Here is a 17,311-nt window from a genome sequence, read left to right as displayed (position 1 = left end):
GCGCTGAGGCCGCCTGCGCCAACCCTCGGGCCCTGTGCGTCGTGCGGTTCGCACGGCGCGCGGTCTACGCGGTGATCTGGATCCAGCGGGCGACCGACGGGGTGCCGGCGGCGTCCGTCAGGAACAGCATGTACCAGCCCGGCGGCAGCAGGTTGGGGTTCGCGGGCAGGGTGAGCGAGACGCCGTCCGCCGTCCGTCCGGCGACGTCCAGGGCCACCGAGCGCTGCTCGACGTCCGTCACGTGGGTGACCGAACTCGGCCGGATCAGCTTGGCGGTGGCCACCGCCTCCGGGCGCGCCGTCCCGACGGCGAGGGTGCCGCCGAGCCGGGCCGCCTGCGGAACGGCGCCGACCTCCGGACGGTCGCCGTGGTACAGGTACGGCGGGGTGTAGATCTCGATGCGCTGCTCGAAGCCGCCCGGCTGGGTCTCGGCCTTGTCCGCGAAGAGCGGGTTGGAGCCCAGCACGGCGACCCGGCCGTCCGGCAGCAGCAGCGCCTCGGAGTGGTAGTTGCGGCCGACGGTCGGCTCGGCGGCGGTGGTGAAGCCGTTGGTGTCCGGGTGGTACACCTGCGCCTTGAGCAGGTCGCTGTCGCCGCGGCCGCGGTAGCCGCTGGAGCCGCCGGTGGTGAAGACGGTGTCGTCCGGCAGGATCACGCTGTTGAGGTAGCGGGTGCCGCCGGCCGGCAGGTCCGGGCCCGGGGTGAAGGCGGGAGCGGCGGAGGAGAGGTCCGCGATGTCGGTGCGGGCCGTGGACAGCGGCGACTCCCCGACACCGCCGCCGCCGAGCACCATCACCTTCTGCGCCTGCGCGGGCGGCAGCAGCACCGAGGAGGAGGTCTCGGTGAGGCCGGGGTCGCGCAGGCCGGGGACGGGTTGGAAGGCCCCGCTCGACAGGTCCCACACGCCGGGCTCGCGGCCCTTGTCGCCGGGGCCGTAGCCGCCGTTGGAGCCGGAGTAGAAGAGCTTGCCGGAGGCGGTCAGGAAGACCGCCGGGTAGGTCGGGAAGTAGTGGTCGGGGCCCTTGGACCAGGACTTGGTCCTCGGGTCGTAGATCTCGTTGTCGTTGCCGCTGAGGATCTCCCCGGTGTCGTCCAGCCCGGAGACGGTGACCACCCGGCCGTCGCCCAGCCCGGTCAGCGTCGGGTACCAGCGGGCGTGGGCCATGTCGGTGACCGGCTCGTACAGCTCGGTGTCCGGGTTGAACTCGAAGGCGGAGCGGATGCCCTGGTACTCCTGCTTGTCCAGGGTCAGCTTCTCGCTCTGCCCGTACAGGTTGTGGGCGTCGGTACCGCTCAGGCCCTTGATCCGGTACTGGGCGGGGGAGTCGGAGACGAAGTCCTGGCCCGGGCCGACCGCCTCCACGTACACGTGCTGCTCGCCGGCGGTGACCACGGTCTGCTTGCCGGAGCCGGTCTTGGTCGCGGCCGGGACCGTCACGGCGGCGGTGCTGGCGTACTCGTGGCCGTTCGGGGAGACGAAGACGGTGCCCTTGGGGAAGGTCCGGTCGCGCTCCGGGCTCTCGTTGCGCACCCGCATGATGCCGGCGGCCTTCTTCACGGCGCCGGCCAGCTTCTCGTAGCGCTGGGTGCCGCCGGCCACCAGGACGCGGCCGTCCGGCAGCGAGGTGTGGCCGCCGCAGAACATGTCGGCCGGGGTGGGGACCAGCTTGTAGGTGTTCCGGGCCGGGTCCCAGAGCAGGCTCTTGAAGGTGCCCGCGTTGAACTGCTTCTCATCGTTGCCGGAACCGGCCACGATCAGGACCTTGCCCGTGCGCAGCACGGTCGCGTGCACGGCGTTGACCCGGAACTCGGTGGGCAGCGACAGGGTCTGCCAGTGGCCGTACTGCGCCTTGTACTCGGGGCGGTTGATCACGTAGTGGTGGTACTGCTGGGAGGCGAAGCCGAGGACGGCCGGCGCGTTCATCCCGGCCACGGTCAGCGCGACGGTGCTGCCGAGGGCGAGGCGCTTGGTGCGGCCGGCCTTGTGGATCTTCACGGTGGGTGCTCCCCTCGGGAGGCGGTCGGAGGCTCTGGTCGGTGGGCGGCTCTGTTCGGTGGGTGGTGCTGTTCGGCGGGGCGGTGCTGGTCGGTGGGTGGTGCTGTTCGGCGGGGTGGTGCTGGTCGGTGGGTGGTGCTGGTCAGGCGGCGGTGCCGGTCAGTGGGAGGGTCTGCCGCTGTCGGCGTGGTCGGGTGAGGTTCGTCCGGGTCGGGGGGCGGGAGGTGCGGGCTGCGCCGGTCCGGCGGTCCGGGCGGCTCGGGGGTCGCGGGCGTGGCGCGGGCGGCGCTTCTCCAGGACGACCTGCGGGGCCGCCGTCGGGTCGCCGGTGACGGTGAGGGTGGCGGTGGGGCGGGTCCGGCGGCGGCGTACGGCGTCGCCGGCGCTGATCAGGACCGGCAGGAGGGTGAGCAGCAGGGCGATCCAGGCCCAGGTGCGCATCGCGACGTGGTCGTAGCCGGTGACGTAGGAGGCGGCGATCGCGCCCCCGAACACCAGCGTCCAGAACAGGTGGAAGCGGAAGGTGCCGAGCCGGTCGGTGCTGGCCGAACTGCCCTTGGGCGTCACCACGAAGCGGCTGCGGCGGCGGACCAGCGCCTGGAGCAGCGAGGCCGCGTAGACCGGACCGCAGAGCGCCGACATCACCATGCCCGCGACCCCGGAGGAGCCGGCCGGCTCGTGCGGGCTCACGTTGTGCTTGCGGTTCCAGGTGTAGAGCAGGAGCTGGAGCGCGGCGGCGTCGCTGTAGAGCATCATCCAGATCTCCGAGGAGACGTGCACGCCGGAGGCGCCGAAGCCCAGGTAGAGCACGCTGGACAGGCCGCCGAGCAGCCAGGTGAGCGCCGCCATCGGGTAGAAGCCCACCATCAGCGAGTAGTTGAGCAGCCGGCCGGGCGACAGCCGCCACAGCACCCGCCAGTACTGGGTGAACAGGGTCTCGTAGGTGCCGCGGCTCCAGCGCAGTTGCTGGGAGAAGAAGTCGGTCCAGGAGGACGGGCCTTCGCCGACCGCGAGCACGTCCGGGGTGTACACGGACTTCCAGCGTTCTCCGGTCTCCGGGTTCCGGCTCCGGTGGAACTCCAGACCGGTCGCCATGTCCTCGGTGATGGAGTCGTACAACCCGCCGATCGACTGGAGAGCGCTGATTCTGACGGCGTTGTTGGTGCCCACGAACATGGGCGCGCCGTAACGGTTTCCGGCGCGTTGGATGAGGGCGTGGAAGAGGTACTGCTGGCTCTCGGAGAATTTGGTGACGGCCGATCCCGAGCTGCGGTAGTTCCCGTACACCTGGGGGCCCACCACGAATGCCACGTCGGGGTCGCGGAAGTAGCCGAGCATCCGCTCGCAGAAGTCCGGCAGCGGAACGTGGTCGGTGTCCACGGACACCCAGAACTCGTAGTCGTCGCCGTGGGCCTGGAGCCAGGCGTTGTAGTTGCCGTGCTTGGTCCCGGCGCGGAACCGGCCCTTCGGCCGGTTCCAGTGCGGCCGGCCGGCGCGGGTGAAGTGGCGCACGCCCAGCTCGGCGCAGAGCTCCCGCATTGCAGGATCGTTTCCCTCGTCCAACAACCAGACGTCGTACGGTCCGTTGTGCCGGACGGCCCGCGCCGCCGTCAGCGTGGCCCGGACCATCTCCGGCGGCTCCTTGCCCGGCACGCAGGTGGTGAGGAAGGCGACCCGGGTGCCGGGCGCCGGCGTCACCGGGACCGGGTCGCGGGCGACCAGCGTGGCGTGGGTGTTGGAGACGACGTTGACCAGCCGGAACACCTCGACGACGGCGATGATGCCGATCATCACCTTGTCGCCGAGCAGCACCAGGGAGTTCGTCTCGTCCAGCCGCTCGGGCCAGTGCTCCGGCAGCAGCAGCCAGACCAGCAGCACCGCCTCCACCACGGGGGCGGCCATCAGCAGCAGCGCGGCGCGGATCCGGTGCGGCTCGCGGCGCAGCAGGCTGCGGTACCGGACGCGGTAGGGGGCCGCGGGGGGCGGCTCGTACGGGGCGGCTGTCGGGGCGGGGTTCTGCGGGGTGGCCGTCGGGGCGGGGCCGTACGAGGTGGGGCCGTACGGGGCGGGGCTGTATGCGGTGGGGTCGTGCGGTCCGTCGTGGGAGGGCGGGTGTGGTGCGACCGGTTCGGGCCAGTAGACGCCGCCGCCGAGGTCGTCGTCCTCGTCCGGGTCGTACGCCGGGCCCGCGAGACGGCTGAAGTGGCCGTAGTCGTAAGGGGCTTCGGGTATGGGAAGGGCGCGCAGGGCGGCCTCGTCCAACTCCCCGGCACCTCGCCCGTGGGCCGTTCCGACGCCCTTGCGTCGTGAGAACGGCGGCGTGGTCATAGCTGCTCCCCCCGGAGTTCGCGCCTTGCGCGGCTCGCTCGGTTCACTCGGCTCGCTCGGCTCTTACGTGGGTCTGCCTCGACTCGGAGCCGTCCGGGTGGAACAGGGTGGAACCGGCCGGAATCAGCTGGGAACAGCTGGGAACAGCCGGAACCGGCTGGAACGAGACCCGGCGAACTGCGGTTCTCGGCAGTTCCCGGGCCGTCCGGCAGATTCGGCGTGTGCGACCGGTTCGGTTGTGCGTCGGTACGGCGGCCTCGAATCCGGGATCCCGATGCACTTTCCAGCTTCCCCTCCGGGTACGTCGGGATCCTTGGCCGCCTCAACTCTCCCTGAGCGCAACGGTGATCGCAACCAGTCCGGGAGATCGCCGTCGCCCAGGCATGAAGATGCCACGGTTTCCGGCCGATCCGGCGGGCGTTGGTGCTAATGCGGTGAATTCGCTCCGGCCCGGGCGGTCCATGGAACTCGGCTGCGGTGGAGGGCTGTTGCGGAGTTGCCCGTGGAGCCGTTCGCGGGGTCGCTGTCGTGTGCCGGTGGGGGCAGCGGAACGGCCGGACCGCCCCTCGGGGCGATCCGGCCGTCCGTACGGGGCCGGGCTGATCAGGCAGGCTGGTCAGAGCGGGGGCAGCAGGGGCGCGCCGGTCGCGGCCTGGACCTCGGCGAAGTCCACGCCCGGCGCCGTCTCCACCACCCGCAGCCCCTCCGGGGTCACGTCGACCACCGCGAGGTCGGTGACGATCCGGTCCACAACTCCCCGTCCGGTCGCGGGAAGTGACAGCTTCTCGACGATCTTCGGCGAGCCGTCCCGGGCGGTGTGCTCCATCACCACGATCAGCCGACGGGCCCCGTGCACCAGGTCCATCGCGCCGCCCATGCCCTTGACCATCTTGCCGGGGATCATCCAGTTGGCGAGGTCCCCGGCGGCCGACACCTGCATCGCGCCGAGCACCGAGACGTCGATCCGGCCGGCCCGGATCATGCCGAAGGAGAAGGCGGAGTCGAAGTACGAGGCGCCGGCGGCGACCGTCACCGTCTCCTTCCCGGCGTTGATCAGGTCGGCGTGCTCGGCACCCTCCTCCGGGTACGGGCCGACGCCGAGGATGCCGTTCTCCGAGTGGAGCACCACCTCGACGCCCGGCGGGAGGTGGTTGGGGATCAGGGTCGGCAGACCGATGCCCAGGTTCACGTACTGGCCGTCGCGCAACTCGCGGGCGGCGCGGGCGGCCAGGGCGTTGCGGGGATCGAGAGCGGTGGCGGCGGCGGTGACGGGGGCGGCAGGGGTGCCGAGGGCGGTGGCGGCGGTGGTGGCGCGGACTGCGGTCTCGGTGGGCATCGGCTCAGGCCTCCTGGAGTGCGGGGCGGACGGTCCGGCGCTCGATGCGGCGGTCCTCGGGGTCGGCGGTCACCACCCGGTCGACGTACACCCCGGGCAGGTGCACCGCGTCCGGAGGGAGCTCGCCCGGTTCGACGATCCGGTCCGCCTCGACCAGGGTGATCCGGCCCGCCGCCGCGCAGAGCGGGTTGAAGTTCCGGGCGGCGGCGTGGAACACGCAGTTGCCGTGCCGGTCCGCCACCTCGGCCCGGACCAGCGCGAAGTCCGCCGTGATCGCCTCCTCCAGCAGGTAGCGACGGCCGCCGAACTCCCGGACCTCCTTCGGCGGGGAGGCCAGGGCCACCGAGCCGTCGGCCGCGTAGCGCCACGGCAGCCCGCCCTCCTCGACCTGGGTGCCGACCCCGGCCGGGGTGAAGAACGCCGGGATGCCGGCGCCGCCCGCCCGGAGCCGCTCGGCCAGCGTGCCCTGCGGGGTCAGCTCCACCTCCAGCTCGCCGGAGAGGTACTGCCGGGCGAACTCCTTGTTCTCCCCGACGTACGAGGAAGTCATCCGGGCGATCCGGCCCGCCCGCAGCAGCAGGCCCAGCCCCCAGCCGTCCACTCCGCAGTTGTTCGAGACCACCCGCAGTCCGGTGGCGCCGGAGTCCACCAGGGCGCCGATCAGCGTGCTGGGGATGCCGCAGAGGCCGAAGCCGCCGACGGCCAGCACCGCGCCGTCGGGAACGTCCCCGACGGCGTCGGCGGGGGAGTCCAGGACCTTGTCCAAGGGGTCACCTCGTGAGGGAGTGGGCGGAGGGGGTGGAAGAGGAAGGGGCGGAGCGCGGCCGGGGTGGTACGGCGGACGGGGCAGGTGGGACGGGCAGCTGGGACGGGCTTGTGGGAGGGGCGGCCGGCGGGTTCGGCCGCCGCGCGGAGCCCGTGGCCGTACCAGGCCGGGCTGGGGTCCTGCCTGGACCGGACCGGGGTCGGGCACGCCGCTGGGGTTGGCTGCCGCCGGACGGGCTCCGCGCCCCTCCACCGTCACCGGGCAGGGGTGGGCACAGCCATGGCGGCTACCCCCATGGGTGGGCGCGGAGCCGTGTCGGCGGGCCACACCCGGGCGCCCGGGGGACGGCGGCGGGCCGACGGTATGTCGACCGGAGCCACATCCCGACCGGCTGATACGTCGACCGGGCACATGTCGCCGTTCCCACCGCACACCTACGGTTCCCGCATCCACCCGCCGCACTTCAGGAGTCGGTCATCATGCGCAGCTCGACAAACCCCTCCAGGACCGCCTCCGGCGTTCGCCTGGGCGACTCCCTGACCGGTGGCCCGGCCCGGAAGCTCGCCGCCCTCGCGGCCTGCGTCCTGCTGGCCTCGGGCTGCGCCAAGGCCGGTACGGCCGGGACGAGCGCGGCGGACGGTGGATCGAAGGGCCCGATCAAGGTCGGCCTGGTGTACTCCAAGACCGGGCCGCTGGCCGCCTACGGCAAGCAGTACCTGGAGGGCTTCAAGGCCGGCCTGAGCTACGCGACCAAGGGCACCGGCGCGGTCGACGGGCACAAGATCGAGTTCGAGGAGCAGGACGACGCCGGTGACCCGGCCAAGGCGGTGTCCGCCGCCAAGGACCTGATCGGCAAGGGCTACAAGGTGCTGGCCGGTTCCACCGCCTCCGGTGTGGCCCTCCAGGTCGGTCCGATCGCCGCCCAGAACAAGGTGCTCTTCATCAGCGGCCCGGCCGCCGCCGACAAGGCCACCGGTCTGAACAAGTACACCTTCCGTTCCGGCCGCCAGTCCTACCAGGACATCAAGACCGCGGCCTCGTTCATCGGTGACGCCAAGGGCAAGAAGGTCACCGTGCTCGCCCAGGACAACGCCTTCGGCCAGGCCAACGTGGCCGCCGTGAAGGCGCTGCTCGGCGCCGAGGGCGCGACGGTCGACCAGGTGCTCGCCCCGCCGAGCGCCACCGACCTCACCCCCTTCGCCACCCAGGCCAAGACCGCCAAGCCCGACCTTCTGTTCGTCGCCTGGGCCGGCGACACCGCCTCGGCCCTGTGGACCGCGCTCAACCAGCAGGACGTGTTCGCCGACACCAAGGTCGTGACCGGCCTCGACCTGGCCGCCTCCTACCCGCTGTTCGGCCCGGCCGCCGAGAAGATCTCCTTCCTGAACCACTACTTCGACGGCGCCGCCGGCACCCCGGTGGAGAAGGCCATGACCGATGCCGTCACCGCTGCCGGAGGGAAGACGGACATCTTCACCCCGGACGGCTTCACCGCCGCCCAGATGATCGTGCACGCCGTCGAGTCCAACCACGGCTCCGCCGACGACACCTCGGCCCTGGTCAAGGCCCTGGAGGGCTGGAGCTTCGACGGGGTGAAGGGGAAGACCACGGTCCGCGCCGAGGACCACGCCCTGCTCCAGCCGATGTTCCAGGTGCGGCTGACCGGCAGCGGTGCCGCCGCCAAGCCCTCGGTGGAGAAGACCCTGACCGCGGACGAGGCGGCACCCCCGGTCACCCCGATGGCGGGCTGATCCCGATGCCCGCCCGCACCACGTCGACTCCTTCCGCCTCCTCGGCTGCCTCCGCCGCGTCCACCTCGTCCGCGCGGTCCTCCGCGTCCTCCTCTCCGGTGCTGCGTCTGGACGGGCTCGGCTGGGCCGTCCGCGGCGTGCCGATCGTCGAGGACGTCTCCTTCTCGGTCGGCGAAGGCGAGTTCATCGCCTTCATCGGGCCCAACGGCGCCGGCAAGACCTCCCTCTTCAACCTGATCTCGGGCATCTACCCGGCGACCCACGGCAGCCTCCACCTCGACGGCGCGGACATCACCGCCGAGACGGTGCACGCCAGGGCCCGCCGCGGGCTCGGCCGCACCTTCCAGACCTCCTCCCTCTGGCCGGGGATGACCGTCGCCGACCACGTCCGCCTGGCCGCCCAGGCGGCGGCCGGGCCGGGTGCCTCGTACCGGCTCTGGCGCCGCGCCGACCGCTACGAGCAGCAGCTGGCCGACACCCTGGAACGCACCGATCTCACCCACCGCGCGGACACCCTGGCCAGTGCGCTCTCGCACGGGGAGAAGCGCAAGCTGGAGCTGGCCGTCCTGCTGGTCTCGGAGCCCCGGCTGATCCTGCTGGACGAGCCGATGGCCGGAGTCAGCGCGGAGGAGGTGCCCGCCCTCACCGAGCTGATCCGTTCCGTGCACCGTGACCTGGGCCGGACCGTCCTGATGGTCGAGCACCACATGGACGTCCTGCTCGGCCTCGCCGACCGGCTCGCGGTGATGCACCACGGCACGCTGCTCGCCCTGGACACCCCCGAGGCCGTGATGGCCGACCCGACCGTTCAACAGGCCTACCTGGGTGAGGCGTTGTGACCTCCTCTCCGTTCTCCGCTCAGCGCCCCGCTCCTTCGGCGCACTCCGCCTCCTCTCCGTCGTCCGCGTCCTCGCCGTCGTCCGATGCCGAACCCCTCCTCTCCGTCCGCGATCTGCGGGTGGTCATCGACGGGCTGCACATCCTGCACGGCGTCGACTTCGACGTGGCCCCCGTCGGGGTGACCGCGCTCCTCGGCCGCAACGGCGCCGGGAAGACCACCACCGTCAAGGCCGTCATGGGCCTGGTGCCGCGCACCGGAAGCATCCGGCTGTCCGGCTCCGAACTCTCCTCCCTTCCCACGCATCTGGTCGTTCGTCATGGCATCGGCTACGCGCCCGAGGACCGGGGGATCTTCGCCGGCCTCACGGTCGCCGAGAACCTCCGCCTCGCCGAGCGCGCTGCCGGGAGTGGGAGCGGGAGTGGGAGTGGCGGCGAGGCCGGTGAGCCCAACTACGCACTCGTCCACGAGCTCTTCCCCGAACTCAAGCAGCGGGCCGGGCAATTGGCCGGGACGCTCTCCGGCGGCCAGCAGCAGATGGTGGCGATCGGCCGGACGCTGCTCAACCGCAACCGGTTGATCATCGCCGACGAGCCCACCAAGGGCCTGGCCCCGAAGATCGTCGCCGAGGTGGCCGAGGTGCTGGCGCGTGCGGCCGAGGCCGTGCCCGTCCTCCTGGTCGAGCAGAACCTCGCCCTCGTCCGCCGGCTGGCCGGAACCTGCGCCGTCCTGGCCGACGGCCGTACCGCCCACCGCGGAGACACCGCCGAGCTGTTGGCCGACGAGGAGGCCGCCCGCCGCCTGCTCGGCGTCGGCTCCCGTCACCCGCTCGCCGGCGGGCCCCGGCCCGCCGCCGCCCCGGCCGCCCCGGCCGCCCCGGCCGCCCCTGTCGTCACCGCCGAGGTGAAGCCCTGATGGACACTGTCGTCCTCCTTTTCTGTACCGGACTCGGTCTCGGTGCGCTGTACTTCCTGGTCGCCTCCGGTCTGTCGCTGATCTTCGGTCTGATGGACGTGCTCAACTTCGCGCACGGCGCCCTGCTCTCGATCGGCGCCTACGCCACCTGGTGGGCCGGTGCCGAGGCCGGTCTCTCCTTCTGGCTCGCGGTGCCGTTCGGCACCCTGGTCGGAACGGCCGCCGCCGTCCTGCTGGAGCTCTTCCTGATCCGGCCGCTCTACAGCCGGCCGCGCGACCAGATCCTTGCCACCGTCGGGGTCGGGCTCGCCGTACCCGCCCTGCTGATGGGGATCTGGGGCGCGGACTCCCGCCCCTTCCCGCAGCCGGAGCTGCTGTCCGGCACCTGGCACGTGCTCGGGGCGACCGTCCCGGTCAACCGCTTCGTGCTGGTGGCCGCCGCCGCCCTGCTGCTGCTCGCTCTTCGGTTGTTCCTCGCCCGCACCCGCTACGGGCTGATCGTCCGGGCCGGCGTCGAGGACCGGGCGATGGTCACGGCGCTCGGCATCGACGTCCGGAAGGCGTTCACCCTCGTCTTCGCCCTCGGCGGGGCGGCCGCCGCACTCGGTGGCGCCCTCGGCGGCCTCTACTTCGGTTCGGTCAATCCCGGCCAGGGGACCGGCCTGCTCATCTTCGCCTTCGTCGTCGTGGTGATGGGCGGCATGGGCTCCGTGACCGGAGCCGCCGTCGCCTCGGTGGGCGTCGGCCTCGTCCAGCAGTTCGCCAACTACTACACCGGCGCCGGGCTCGGCGACCTCTCGGTCGTCGTCCTGCTCGCCGTGCTGCTTCTCGTCCGACCCCGTGGACTCACCGGGAGGCTCGCGTGAGCGCCGAAACACCGATCACGAGCACCGGTGGCCCCGCGGCCGGCCGCAGCGCCGCCGCTCCGGCAGGGGGGACTGACACCAGCCCTGCCGTGACCACCATGTCAGCAGAGGGGACTGACACCAGCTCCACCGACACCGCCACTGTGGCAAGGGGGACTGACACCGGCCTCGCCGAGACCCATTGTGAACACAGGGCCGAGTCCGGCGCCATCCCTCGAACGGGTGATCCAGTCACTAATCGCTGGACTGGCGTGCACAGAGCGCTACGCTGGTGGCCGATCGCTCTGCTGATCACGCTCCTTGTCGCCCCATACAGTGCGCTTCCCGTCCCGGGACTGCTCGACGGCCCGCTCGGCAGCCCCGGAAGCCTCCAACTGCTCGCCCTGTGCCTCCTCTACGGCGGGCTCGCCACCGGTTACGACCTCCTGCTCGGTCGGACCGGACTGCTCTCCTTCGGCCACGCGCTCTACTTCGCGACCGGCCTCTACGCCACCGACCTCGGCATGCTGGAGCTGCGACTGCCGTTCGCCGCCGCCGCGGTGTTCGGCGTCTCCTGCTCCGTCCTGCTGGCCCTGCTGCTCGGCTCGGTCAGCCTGCGCGTCACCGGCATCGGCTTCTCCATGGTCACCCTCGCCTTCGCCCAGGCCGGCTCGATCCTCGTCCAGCGCAACCCCGGTGGCGCCACCGGTGGCGAGGAGGGCCGGTCCGCCCCGGCCGACCTGCTGCCCTCCGGCCTGCTCGGGATCGAGAACACCGCCAACCTCTACTGGATCGCCGTCGGCTACCTGGTGCTGACGGTCGCCGCGGTCCACTGGGCCGTCAAGTCCCCGATCGGCCGGGTCTGGGAGGGCATCAAGGAGAACGAGCGCCGGGTCGAGGTGCTCGGACTGCGGCCGTACGGCTACAAGTTGGTCGCCTTCGTGCTGGCCGGCGGACTCGCCGGGCTGGGCGGGGTGGTCTACCTGCTGCTGACCGGTGGCGCCACCCCGCAGGCCGCCACCTCGGACGCCACGCTCGCGCTCCTGGTCATGGTCGTCCTCGGCGGCTCCGGCACCCGCTGGGGGCCGCTGCTCGGCGGTGTCCTCTACACCTGGGCGAGCCACCGGCTCGGCGACCTCGCCAACTCGTCGGCCGTCGCCGACCTTCCGGCGGTGCTGCGCGTGCCGCTCTCCCAACCCCTGTTCCTGCTGGGCGCCCTGTTCGTCGCCGTGGTCTACCTGCTGCCCGGCGGCCTGGCTAGACTGCCTGCCCGCATCCGATCCGCCCGCACCGGCCGTTCCGCCCCGGCGCCGGCCGGCCTCGGAACCGCCCACCCCACCGGAGGTACCCCCGCGTGAGCCAGTCGCCGCTGAAGCCCGAGGAGTTGACCGTCCCCGTGCCCGGTGGGGACCTGGCCGTCCTGCGCTGGCCCGCCGAGGACCCGCAGGCCCCGACGGTCGTGGCGGTGCACGGCATCACCGCCAACGGCCTCGCCTGGTACGAGGTCGCCCGCCGGCTCGCCGGCCGGGTCACCCTGCTCGCGCCCGACCTGCGGGGCCGCGGCGCCAGCCGCTCGGTCACCGGACCGTACGGACTGGCCCGGCACGCCGACGACGTGGCCGCGCTGATCGGCGCGCTCGGCTCGGGGCCCGTCACGGTGGTCGGCCACTCGATGGGGGCCTGGGTCACCGCCCTGGCCGCCGTCCGGCACCCCGACCTGGTCCGCCGCGTCCTGCTGGTCGACGGGGCGGTGACCTTCCCGCTGCCGCAGGGCGTCCGCGAGGAGGACGCCCTGGCCGCGGTGCTCGGCCCCGCGCTGGCCCGGCTGTCCACGACCTTCCCGGACCGGGAGGCCTACCGGGAGTTCTGGCGCGGGCACCCCGCCTTCGCCGGCGAGTGGACCGAGGGGATCGACGCCTACACCCAGCGCGACCTGGTCGGCGCGGAGCCCGAACTGCGCTCCTCCTGCGTGCTGGAGGCCGTGCAGGCCGACGGTGCCCAGGTCCTGCTGGACGAGGACGCGGCCGCCGCCGTGCACCGGCTGCCCTGCCCGGCCGACCTGATCTGGGCCGAGCGCGGCCTGTTCGACGAGCCGCAGGGCCTCTACGACCACGAGCGGATCGGGCTGGCCGGGCTGGACCGGGAGCGGGTTCCGGCCTCGCCGGTGCCGGACACCAACCACTACTCGATCCTCTGGGGCGAGGCCGGGGCGGACCGCATCGTCCGCATCCTGCTCGCGGACGCCCTCACTGCCGGGTAGCCGATCCGCCCCGGAACGCCGACCGGGAACCGATCAGGACGCAGACCGGAACGCCGACGGCCGGCGGGGGCCCGCACCCCCGCCGGCCGCCGCCGGTGCCCCGTCCCGCCGCTCCCCGGCGGGTCAGCCCGCCGTGCCGAGGAAGCTCTCCCAGCCGCCCGCCGGCGCCTGGCCGACGTTGAGCGAGCGCAGCTTGCGCAGGGTGGACTGGTCCTGCACCTCCAGCCACTCGACGAGCTGCTTGAAGGAGACCAGTCGGACGTCGGGCTTGCCCGCGATGGTCTTGAGGGTCTCCTCGACGGCGTCCATGTAGATGCCGCCGTTCCACTGCTCGAAGTGGTTGCCGACGAAGAACGGCGCGCGGTTGCCGTTGTACGCGCGCTCGAAGCCCGCCAGGTAGGAGTTGGTGGCCTGGGTGCGCCAGTCGCCGTACTTGGCCGGGTCGCCCTTGGTGCTGCCGGCGGACTGGTTGGCCAGGATGTTGTAGTCCATCGACAGGACCTGGAAGGTGTGCCCGGGGAACGGGATGGACTGCAGCGGGAAGTCCCAGACCTTGCCGTCCTGCACCTTCTGCGGCCATATCTGCAGGCCGCCCGAGGAACTGGCGTCGTACTTCCAGCCCAGCTTGGCGATGGTCGGCAGCAGCGCCTTCTGGCCCTCCAGGCACGGGGTGCGGCCGCCGATCAGCTCCTTCTTGTAGTCGAAGGGGAGCGGGTCGACATCGGTGAAACCGGTGTTGGTCCGCCACTGGGTGACGAAGCCGATCGCCTGGTCGATCTCGCTCTGCCAGTCCTCCGGGGTCCACACGTTGACCCCGTTCTTGTCCGGACGGCTGGAGCAGAAGTGCCCGTTGAAGTGGGTGCCGATCTCGTGCCCGGCCAGCCAGGCCTGGCTGACGAGCTTGAGCGTGCTCTTCACCGCGCCGTCCGACAGGTACGGGATGTCGGAGGCGCCGACCGAGTGCTTCGGCGGGTGGTAGAGGTCCGCCTTGCCCTTGGGCAGGGCGTAGATGCCCGAGAGGAAGAAGGTCATCGTGGCCTTGTGCTGCTCCGCCAGCTTCAGGAAGCGGGGGAACTGGCCGTCCTCGGTGCCGCCGGCGCCGTCCCAGGAGAAGACCACGAACTGGGGCGGCCGCTCGCCCGGCTTGAGCTTCTCGGGCTTGGGCTGGTTCGGCTGCGGGCCGGTGTCCGCGTTGGAACCGTCGCCGATCGGGGTGCCCTTGGGCACCACCGCCTGGGTGGGGTCGCCGCTGCCGCCCTGGGTGGTGCTCGCGCCGCCGGGGCCGGGGGAGGGGGAGCCCTGGCCCGAGCCGGACCCGCCGCTGGAGCAGGCCGCGACCGCGCCGAGGGCCGCGGTCGCGGCGGTTGCGCTGAGCACCGTCCTGCGCGAGATGCTGGTCATGGTCTCCCCTGGGTGCCGATACCGGTGGTGAGGGCGGCCCGCGGCCGCACCGGTCAAATCGGGCAATTGATGAATATTCCGCCGTTAGCATGTCATGTCGCCGCAGCGGCCACCAAGGTCGCCGAGCGCTGACGACTCTCAACACGCCGGGCGCGTACGGCTGGGCTGCGGGGATGCCTCGACTGTTGCCGTCCTGTGACGCTTCCCGCCCCGTGCGGTCCGGTCAGTACGCTACCGCCGGTCGGTCCGCTCCCCGCCGGAGTTCGTCAGCGTTCGGCCCGGTTGGTCGCCCTTTTGGGAAAACTTTTGCCCCTTGCTGGGCCGGGCAGCCCGAAGCCCGCTATGGGGCCGCTCCGGGCGGGCCGGGAGGGAGGGGAAAAGAGGGAGAGAAGGGGGAGAGGCGGCCGGGAGGGCCGTCAGAGCGCGGCGAGTCGCCGGGTGCGGCGCACCATGCGCGCGATCGCGGTGCTGATGGCGGTGGCCGCCGCGCAGGAGACCACGAGGCTCAGCCAGGCGGTGTTGAACCAGTGGCTGTTCAGCCAGCCCAGCGTCACGATGTAGGCGGCCCAGACCAGTGCCGCCAGTGCCGACCAGTGCAGGAACCGGTGCGGATGGGCGGGGGAGTGGCCGATGGCCAGGTCGAGGACGGTCCGGCCGGCCGGGACGAACCGCGCGACCACCACCATCGCGGCGGCCGCTCCGTGGGGGCGTTCGATCAGGGCCTCCTGGACCCGGGTCACGCTGGCCGCCAGTTTCGGGCGCCGGGCGAGCCGGCGGTGCAGCACCGGGGCACCGCGCCGGGCCAGGTTCAGCAGCAGGAGGTCGCCCAGGAAGGAGGCCACCGCCACGCCCAGTCCGAGCATCAGGGGCGCGCCGTTGATCTGCGAGGTCTTGAGCACGGCCAGGATGACCAGCGTCCCGCTGGGGATGAACGGCAGGAGGGCGTCCCCGAGCACGGCGACGAGCGCCAGCGCGCAGATCCACGAGGATCCGATCGCGGCCACGAAGTTCAAGACCCTTTACTCCCTCCGTGCCTCCCGGGGGAGCAGGTGGCTGCAGGGGTCAACGCTAGCGCCTCGACTTTTCATGCCATGAAGCACCCCGGTATGGCATGGATCACGAGTGCTGATTCCGGCCGTGCCCCGAGGCGGCGGGCCGTGTGTCCGGGCCGTATGTCCGGGTCGGCCGGGGTGAGGGGCACCCGGGCGGCGGAGGGCCGCCGAAACCGAACGAGCCCCCGGGGCGGGGTGCCGCGCCGAGGGCTCGCAGTGATCGTCCGGTGCTGGTCCAGCCCGACGATCTTGCTGGTGGAGTGCGGATCCCGCTCCGGCGGTCCGCCTCTGGGCCCAAGCCTGCCGGACGCCGACCCCCGGTCGCGAGGGCCCGGGCTGGCGACTTCCGGCGCTGGCGGGAAGTCGCCAGCCGTGTTCGCCCACTGGCTCTCCGTCAGCCGAACGGTCGGTCGGACGCCCGTGCGAAATGGCCGAAACCCACTCGGACCGTGGCCGGACGACATCCCCGAGGCGGGAACAGCGAGCCCCCGGCCGTGGTTGACCCCGGTCGGCGACAGCGACCGGCGGACCACCCGGGCCCGCGCGGCCGGCCACGACGGCCGGCTCAAGGACGGCGGCCAGGAGGGCGGACGGGATGACCACCGAGGACCAGCAGGAGCACGGGGCCGAACCGGCGGCCGACACGGCGATCCGGGGCACCGCCCGGGGAACGGCACCCGCCCCGCTCTCCATCCTCGACCTGGCCACGGTCGGCGTCGGCCACACGCCCGCCGAGGCCCTCGCCGCCACCACCGAACTGGCCCGCCGGGCCGAACAGTGGGGCTACCACCGCTTCTGGGTGGCCGAGCACCACGGCATGCCCGGAGTGGCCAGCTCCACCCCCGCCGTCCTGCTCGCCCACCTCGGGGCCAACACCACCACGCTGCGGCTCGGCTCCGGCGGCGTCATGCTCCCCAACCACGCCCCGCTGGCCATCGCCGAGCAGTTCGGCCTGCTGGAAGCCCTGCACCCCGGGCGGATCGACCTCGGACTCGGCCGCGCCCCCGGCACCGACCAGGCCACCGCCCGGGCGCTGCGCCGCGGCCTCGCCGAAGGCGCGGACGACTTCCCGCAGCAGCTCGCCGAGCTGACCCACTTCCTCGACGGCGACTTCCCGGACGGCCACCCGTACGCCCGGCTGACGGCCGTCCCCAAGGGCGAGGGCCGCCCGCCGGTCTGGCTGCTCGGCTCCTCCGGCTTCAGCGCCCAGCTGGCGGGCCGCCTCGGCCTCCCGTTCGCCTTCGCCCACCACTTCAGCAGCGCCAACACCGTCCCGGCGCTGGACCTCTACCGCTCGTCCTTCCGCCCCTCCGCCGTGCTCGCCGAGCCGTACGCGCTGATCGGCGTGAGCGCGGTCGCCGCCGACGACGAGCCCTCGGCCCGGCGCCTCGCCCGCTCCGCGGCCCTCGGCATGCTCCGCCTGCGGCGCGGCAACCCCGGCCCGATCCCCACCCCGCAGGAGGCCGAGGAGTACCCGTACAGCCCGGTCGAGGCCGACTTCATCGACAGCTGGCTCGACAACGTCGTGCTCGGCGACCCGGGCCGGGTCGCCGACGGGCTGGAGGCCCTGCGCAAGCGGACCGGCGTGGACGAGCTGATGGTCACCTCCCACATCCACGGCCACGAGGCCCGGCTCCGCTCGTACGGCCTGATCGCCGAGGCGTACGGCCTGATGGCGACGGCGTGACGGCTGCGGCCTGACGGCTGTGGCGGGACCGACGGCCTGCGGTCCTGCTACAGCCGTGACCGCCGCCGGGAGGCCCGACGCCGCGCCCCGGGCCGGCCGGGGCGCGGGCCGAGCGCCACGCGGTGGTGGGCCACAC

General features: G+C 72.7%; 13 protein-coding genes. 7 read left to right on the top strand and 6 right to left on the bottom strand.

Annotated features, from left to right (window positions below; genetic code table 11):
* Nucleotides 1-64: 64 nt before the first annotated feature.
* From ACFU7Z_RS18590 to ACFU7Z_RS18575, 4 genes are all read right to left on the bottom strand, one after another.
* Entirely contained in the window at nucleotides 65-1,996 is a 1,932-nt protein-coding gene (locus ACFU7Z_RS18590) for a kelch motif-containing protein (protein WP_074005088.1), read from the bottom strand.
* A 159-nt stretch (nucleotides 1,997-2,155) separates the two neighbouring features.
* On the bottom strand, nucleotides 2,156-4,258 hold the full coding sequence (locus ACFU7Z_RS18585) for a glycosyltransferase family 2 protein (RefSeq protein WP_380778297.1): 2,103 nt from the start codon (nucleotides 4,256-4,258) through the stop codon (nucleotides 2,156-2,158).
* Between the two features lie 682 nt (nucleotides 4,259-4,940).
* Complete coding sequence (locus ACFU7Z_RS18580; RefSeq protein WP_380778295.1) at nucleotides 4,941-5,660, bottom strand: 3-oxoacid CoA-transferase subunit B; 720 nt, start codon at nucleotides 5,658-5,660, stop codon at nucleotides 4,941-4,943.
* Between the two features lie 4 nt (nucleotides 5,661-5,664).
* Complete coding sequence (locus ACFU7Z_RS18575; protein WP_380778294.1) at nucleotides 5,665-6,426, bottom strand: CoA transferase subunit A; 762 nt, start codon at nucleotides 6,424-6,426, stop codon at nucleotides 5,665-5,667.
* 479 nt (nucleotides 6,427-6,905) lie between these two features.
* Here ACFU7Z_RS18575 and ACFU7Z_RS18570 point away from each other — a divergent pair, with 479 nt between their 5' ends.
* From ACFU7Z_RS18570 to ACFU7Z_RS18545, 6 genes are all read left to right on the top strand, one after another.
* Nucleotides 6,906-8,177 carry a substrate-binding domain-containing protein gene (locus ACFU7Z_RS18570; protein WP_082345208.1) on the top strand — a complete coding sequence of 424 codons (1,272 nt, stop codon included), beginning with the start codon at nucleotides 6,906-6,908 and terminating at the stop codon, nucleotides 8,175-8,177.
* A 98-nt stretch (nucleotides 8,178-8,275) separates the two neighbouring features.
* Nucleotides 8,276-9,016 carry an ABC transporter ATP-binding protein gene (locus tag ACFU7Z_RS18565; RefSeq protein WP_074005091.1) on the top strand — a complete coding sequence of 247 codons (741 nt, stop codon included), beginning with the start codon at nucleotides 8,276-8,278 and terminating at the stop codon, nucleotides 9,014-9,016.
* Nucleotides 9,017-9,129: 113 nt separating this feature from the next.
* Nucleotides 9,130-9,930 carry an ABC transporter ATP-binding protein gene (locus ACFU7Z_RS18560; RefSeq protein WP_380778300.1) on the top strand — a complete coding sequence of 267 codons (801 nt, stop codon included), beginning with the start codon at nucleotides 9,130-9,132 and terminating at the stop codon, nucleotides 9,928-9,930.
* Nucleotides 9,930-10,796, top strand: a complete 867-nt coding sequence (locus tag ACFU7Z_RS18555) for a branched-chain amino acid ABC transporter permease (RefSeq protein ID WP_074005092.1) — start codon at nucleotides 9,930-9,932, stop codon at nucleotides 10,794-10,796. The genes ACFU7Z_RS18560 and ACFU7Z_RS18555 overlap by 1 nt, the downstream gene beginning before the upstream one ends.
* Nucleotides 10,797-11,005: 209 nt before the next feature.
* Nucleotides 11,006-12,133, top strand: coding sequence for a branched-chain amino acid ABC transporter permease (locus ACFU7Z_RS18550; protein WP_380778298.1), 1,128 nt, complete (start codon nucleotides 11,006-11,008; stop codon nucleotides 12,131-12,133).
* Nucleotides 12,130-13,035, top strand: coding sequence for an alpha/beta fold hydrolase (locus ACFU7Z_RS18545; protein WP_380743834.1), 906 nt, complete (start codon nucleotides 12,130-12,132; stop codon nucleotides 13,033-13,035). Before ACFU7Z_RS18550 ends, ACFU7Z_RS18545 begins: the two co-directional genes overlap by 4 nt.
* A gap of 123 nt (nucleotides 13,036-13,158) precedes the next feature.
* Here ACFU7Z_RS18545 and ACFU7Z_RS18540 read toward each other — a convergent pair whose 3' ends face one another.
* Both ACFU7Z_RS18540 and ACFU7Z_RS18535 read right to left on the bottom strand, forming a co-directional pair.
* The gene (locus ACFU7Z_RS18540) at nucleotides 13,159-14,436 is read right to left on the bottom strand and encodes a lipoprotein (protein WP_049649680.1); all 1,278 of its coding nucleotides are present in this window, start codon (nucleotides 14,434-14,436) and stop codon (nucleotides 13,159-13,161) included.
* Between the two features lie 416 nt (nucleotides 14,437-14,852).
* Entirely contained in the window at nucleotides 14,853-15,440 is a 588-nt protein-coding gene (locus tag ACFU7Z_RS18535; protein ID WP_234348218.1) for a DedA family protein, read from the bottom strand.
* 643 nt (nucleotides 15,441-16,083) lie between these two features.
* On the opposite strand from ACFU7Z_RS18535, the gene ACFU7Z_RS18530 reads away from it, so the two are divergent.
* Complete coding sequence (locus ACFU7Z_RS18530) at nucleotides 16,084-17,175, top strand: LLM class flavin-dependent oxidoreductase (RefSeq protein WP_380778293.1); 1,092 nt, start codon at nucleotides 16,084-16,086, stop codon at nucleotides 17,173-17,175.
* The last annotated feature ends 136 nt before the right edge of the window (nucleotides 17,176-17,311 follow it).

This window comes from Kitasatospora sp. NPDC057518 (assembly GCF_042802075.1).
Lineage (GTDB): Bacteria > Actinomycetota > Actinomycetes > Streptomycetales > Streptomycetaceae > Kitasatospora.
This window is presented reverse-complemented; position numbering and strand designations above follow the sequence as displayed.